Here is a 5250-nt window from a genome sequence, read left to right on the forward strand (position 1 = left end):
GCTTCAAACTGGCCTCCCGAGAGCACGACGGGCGCTGTCGCAAAGTCGTCCAATTCGAGCACGGACGATTTGGTCCCCGCAACTTGCAGCCTACCCGCGCCCGGCAACACGTCCACGACGCCGACAGCCCCGCCGTTGATGGCGAGCGGCGCCCCCGTGCGCGCGGCCCCAGGTGCCACGCGAGGCGTGACCTGCGCGTCGAGCCGTGGCGCCGCCATGCAGGTGAACAAGCAAGCCACGGACATCGCAGCTGTGAGTCGCCCAATCGGCGGTAAAGCGCGCCCCCCCTGATTCCCCCTTATGCCCTGAGCGCATGATTTGATCCATCTGAGAGATGGCATTCGCCGAGTCGGGGCACGAATCCTGCCGTTGTTGTGTGAGGGAGTGGGCCATGTAGAAAGCGAGTGTGCAGATTTATGCTTCACTTCTGAAACTCAGCATTTGAATCTTCGTGAACGCCCAACAGAATTGTTCTGCGGAAGCGTCGTGCACATGTCAGTACTGTAATGTACAGCAATGTACAGCGTCGGATAGACGGCGAAGGGGAACCGATCCAGCCCGACAGCGTATCTGACATAACCCTTTCAACAGACGCAGAATATGGACCTGACTGACCAAGTGGGACACATTGTTGCCTCGGCCCGGAGTGCAAGTGGACATACCCTTGAAGGCCCTGCCTGAGTGACGGCAGGGCATCCTCGTACACGCGGTGCGACGCGCAAGGTATCGCTCACTCGTCTCTTACCTTAAACCCCATATTGTTCCTTGACCCATGGCAACAGCCCAACTCGCTCAAGCCGCTCTATCGGCGCAAGAAATGTCACCGTGATAACACCCGGATGGCGGCCAATCTCGATTGAACCGGTGATGGTGGCCCGGTTCATGACTTCCGGAACGGTCATCTCAAGTAGCCGGGCTGCGCGTTGCAATCCGTTATCGGTAGCCGCATTGAGATTCGAACCAGTGCCAATGACAGAAATCGGTGCCACTTCTTCGATACTTTTGAGGCCCCACTTGGCGGCTTCGGCCTGCGCAAGTCGCTTCTCCTCATTGGTGAGCGGCTTAGAGAGGTATGGAAGGTCCTCTACGTTCGGAAGTAGGATGGGACCGTCGATATTGAGACCCTTAATGACGTGAACCTGAAGTGTCACGATTCCCGACACATCACAGGTGTGCCCGGCGATCTCACCGTCTCCCTGTAATGCATGCATGTCGCCAAGGTATACACCGCCGCCCGGCACCTTGACTGGGCAAATGAGGATGGCTCCTTCTCGGACGCGGTTGATGTCCATGTGGCCATCGGTGCGAACCCGGTCAAGCTCATCGGCGGTAAGAGCATACTCGTGTGGTGCGTCAATAAGGAAACTGCCGAAATCACCGGCATTGTGCGAATCAGGAAGTGCTCGTGCTGGTGTGGTGCCTAGCTGGCCAAGGAAGGGCCGAACACGTGCCACCGCGCCCACAATGTCGTGTGGAGCGAAGGTCACGATGGGATTTTGTATGGAGTTTTCTGGAGTTGCCATGTATTTGCGGCCCTCTTTCGCAATCCTTTCCGCAGCTTCTCGATGAAGCGTGACACCCAGTCGGTAGGTTGGATCGAAAGCGATGGTGTAACCGTTTGTGAATTTGAAAGGTGTTGCGTCTGCGCCGCAATTAACGCACCGTACTGCTCCCTGGCCAATACCCTCGAGGCGGGTTTCTGGATACATTGTGCCGCAATTCGGGCACTTACGGGCACAGTACGGATCACCGATATACGTTCCCTCTACCGTCTGATCGTTGCCTGACGCGGTCGCGATGGATGTCACCCGGATCGACCGAATGCGAATCGCTATGGCATCGCCAATCTCAGCACCCTCTACATACACCGGCTGTGTTACTTCGTGGCCGCCGCGGAGAGCGGGCGTGATCATCGGCCCCCAGCAACCAGGAGTCGTGTTCGCGACGATATATCCTCCGTCTCGTACGGGGCCAAGCATCGGTTGCCTAGGATCTAAAATTCCGTTTGTAAAGGTGTTTACAAATACGGTTTGGCAAGCTGACCTTGTCATGCATCAACACTCCCCTAATATCCAGACTAATGTAGTCAACTTTGATTCTAGCATCTTTGTAGGTGCCATGCAGGTGACTGGCGAGCCAAGGACATAGCGGATGTGAGTTCCCGAATTGGTGTGGTAAAGCATGCCCCCCTGATTCCCCTTTACGCCCTGAGCACATCACTGGTTAATCTGGGATGGCATTCGCCGAGTTCGGACACGAACCCTTCGTTGTCTGGTGGAAGAGCGGATGGTTAACGATTAGCGGCCTACACTCCGTCGTCTGTCCTCTCGAAGGGAACGCTGGCGTGCATATGCGTATTTAAGCGAAATGCGACGCAGCCCTTAGGGCGTTAGGCGGTGCAGAGGAGCACGTGATCGCATTCATGGCGCTGCCTGTTCAGCACTGGTGGTTTGGAGCCTTGACAAATGCAAATCGACCACGGACCGAACTGCCATCAAGAGCATCGAGGGACGGGCCCCGTATCCCTTGACGGCGTGTGCCGGCAGTGAGTAAGGTTCGCCAATACTCTCAGTCAACCATGTCACACATAGAACCTTTAGTTATACCACTACGAATTGCACGCCGTTCGCACACCCCGTTGCGCCCGATACTTTTGCGAATTGTCCACACACATCCAACATCCAAAATGAAGGCGAGGACATCATCCTGCAAATACATTCCTGGAACGAAACGCAGGTGTGCGGCTATCAGATCATGAGGTCATGAAGCTCAACCGTGATGTCGTCGTACGTGATGACTGTGCCGGCACTCTGCAGCGGTTCGCGAAGCGCGTCCGTTCCAAACTCGGCAAAAAGAGAATGGGTCTCGCTCTGACGAGGAGCGAGACAGAGCACCTGCGTCACAAGATTCCTAACTTTTTCATCTTGTCATACAGCGTCGAGCGGTGAACACCCAATCGTTTGGCGGCCAGGGACTTGTTGCCCCCTGACTCCCGCAAAGCCGCCCTGATGAGCTCCCGCTCGACCTGCATGATGCACTCCCTGGCACCAGTTCCCGGCCCTTCGATTGCCGCACGGGAAACCGTGTCGCCCGCAGGGCCTTGGGATGAAGTAATCGCGGGCGGTCGGGAAGAAAGATCTTGCAACAGCTTGTGCAGATGAGGTGGAAAATCGTCAAGCTTGACGTACGACGAATCACATAGGCTTACAAGTACCTCAACCATGTGGACGAGTTCTCGTACGTTGCCCGGCCAGTCATAATCCAGAAGCCGCTCCACCACCTCAGACGAGAGATGCATGCGTGCTTTGCCGAGCCGTTCACACGTCGTGTCAAGATAGTGCGCAAGAAGGAGCGGGATGTCTTCCTTCCGCTCCCTAAGAGGAGGGATGTGCAGCCGTATGATGTTAAGACGATAGTAGAGATCTTCCCGAAACTGTCCCTCTTTCACCATTCTTTCGAGATCGCGATTGGTAGCCGATATCAAGCGTAGATTGACTTCACGTTTCACGGTCCCGCCGACTCGCTGCACCTGCCGATCTTCCAAAACCCGCAGAAGCTTTGCCTGCATCGATAATGGCATATCACCGATCTCATCCAAAAACAGCGTTCCCATGTGCGCGAGCTCGATCTGACCGGGTTTTCCACCCCGTTTGGCCCCGGTAAAAGCGCCCTCATCGTAACCGAAAAGTTCTGCTTCCAGGAGACTTTCGGGAATGGCTGAGCAATTGACGCTCACGAACGGCCCGTTCGCCCTGCTACTTTCAAAATGGATGCCTTGTGCCAACACCTCTTTGCCGGTCCCACTCTCCCCGGTGATGAGCACAGTCACAGGGGTATGGGCCGCCTTTCGCGCAATCCTTCGGAGGTCCAATACGGCCCGGCTTTGTCCGAGAAAATCGTCAATCCGGTAGGCCCGTCTCATTTGATGGACCTCCGCTCTTTGCTTGGTCTCCGGGTAAGCCGAACGTACTTGGACCGCGTACTCCTGCAGCCTATCAAGGATCTCGTACAGGTCCCGGATGCTCTCGAAGATGAGAACCCCAATCGCCCCGATGACCTTTCCGCCTTGCCAGATTGGGATCCGATGCACTACCATGTCGTGCTGGCGAATCCGCTGCAGCTGTCCTCGCTCAGGGATGCCAGTCTCAACGACCCGATGCAACCTCGTGTTCTCGATCACCTCGGCCACGTGACGACCGATCACGCTGTCTCGTTCCATACTCAACAGTTTGAGATACGCCTGATTGATTTCTACAATACGAGCGTTCGAGTCAACGAGCACAATTCCTTCGTACATGGAGTCAAGGATGAGGCGCAGGACGTCGCCCGATGCCGCCAATTCGTGCATGTCACGCCCCCCTTGTCAAGCTCTGTCCCTCTTGTCCAGAATGCGCTTACAACGCCGGCGTGCGCTGCGTGAGCGCGTCATTCACCGACTCGAGGCTCTTTCTTGTCGCGCGCGTGGTCATCGCTATGAAAATGAGCGATGCAAGCGTCATGACACCCATGAGCGAGAAGGCACCCGTGATTTTGAACATATTGAAAACGCTTAACGTCACAGCGGGAGCAATTGCGCCTCCCAAGTGGCCGATACCGTCACAAACGGCGAGCCCCGAGCTCCGCGCCCGCGTCGGAAAATGCTCCGCAGTGATAATGTAACCCAAAATCGACAACATGGCGATGGTTGTGGTGAAGAAGAATCCGGCAATCACGACCATGACCGACGACGGCATTAACCCTGCTAGGATGACCGCGACAGACCCAATGACTCCGCTCGCGATGAGAGAATACTTCCGCTCAATTTTGTCACCAAAGAACAGAACATAGAGTGCCCCAACGACGAACCCTACGCCTGATATTGCGGAGAAACCGATGCTATTCCCAAGCCCAAATCCAGACTTAACCAACACCGTAGGCGCCATACCCAAATATGCGTAGTCGCCCACATACCACAAGAACCAGTAGAGAAGGAGGATGATCATGCGCCACAGATACGGGGGTTTGAGAAGTGTCATGATAGGAAAACCGCGCGCCTCTTCCTCCCAAGGAACATCAATGAGCGGAGGTAGTTTCGACGTGCCCATCTTTGCTATCGCGCGCCGCTCGATCTCGTCGACCAAGCGCTTAGCTTCTTCGTAGCGTCCATGGATCATCAACCACCGAGGCGACTCAATCAGGTTCCGCGTCAAAAATAGCATCGTCAGACCGCCCAACGCACCGATGAATAGTAGCGCTCTCCATCCCCACGTA

At 55.7% G+C, this 5250-nt stretch carries 3 protein-coding genes and 1 pseudogene; all 4 read right to left on the reverse strand.

Translation table 11 applies throughout. The features are described 5' to 3' along the window. Positions 1-245 (reverse strand): annotated as a pseudogene (locus AS26_RS14355) (hypothetical protein); the annotation flags it as partial. Between the two features lie 501 nt (positions 246-746). Next, complete coding sequence (locus tag AS26_RS13090) at positions 747-2051, reverse strand: acetamidase/formamidase family protein (RefSeq protein ID WP_062310442.1); 1305 nt, start codon at positions 2049-2051, stop codon at positions 747-749. A gap of 848 nt (positions 2052-2899) precedes the next feature. Continuing rightward, positions 2900-4348, reverse strand: a complete 1449-nt coding sequence (locus AS26_RS13095) for a sigma-54 interaction domain-containing protein (RefSeq protein WP_062310445.1) — start codon at positions 4346-4348, stop codon at positions 2900-2902. 46 nt (positions 4349-4394) lie between these two features. Further along, the coding region (locus tag AS26_RS13100) for an MFS transporter (protein WP_157068513.1) at positions 4395-5250 on the reverse strand (856 nt) is incomplete at its 5' end.

The sequence above is a fragment of the Alicyclobacillus sendaiensis NBRC 100866 genome (assembly GCF_001552675.1).
Taxonomy (GTDB): Bacteria; Bacillota; Bacilli; order Alicyclobacillales; family Alicyclobacillaceae; genus Alicyclobacillus; species Alicyclobacillus sendaiensis.